The organism is Pantoea sp. Ft-CA_14 (assembly GCF_024520875.1).
In the GTDB taxonomy this organism is placed as follows: domain Bacteria; phylum Pseudomonadota; class Gammaproteobacteria; order Enterobacterales; family Enterobacteriaceae; genus Pantoea; species Pantoea agglomerans.
On sequence record NZ_JALNPM010000041.1, the window covers coordinates 1 to 269 of the forward strand.

The 269-nt window shown below is 51.7% G+C and carries 1 pseudogene; it reads right to left on the reverse strand.

The window, feature by feature from the left end:
• Positions 1 to 269 (reverse strand): annotated as a pseudogene (locus NR195_RS22765) (phosphoketolase); the annotation flags it as partial.

The window sequence follows — 269 nt, forward strand, 5'->3', positions numbered from 1 at the left end:
GGAAAACTGTTTAAACAGTTTCTGCATGCCCGCGGCATCCTGACTGATATGCGGATAGATTTCGCTGTAGCTGCCTTCGAGCCAGGTGTTCGCCACCATGCCCGGACCGCCATGACCGGGGCCACAGATATAGATCAGGTTTAGATCGCGCTGACGAATGATGCGGTTTAAATGGGCATAGATAAAATTAAGCCCGGGCGTTGTGCCCCAGTGCCCCAGTAAACGCGGTTTAATATGCTGTGGTGTTAACGGCTCGCGTAATAATGGAT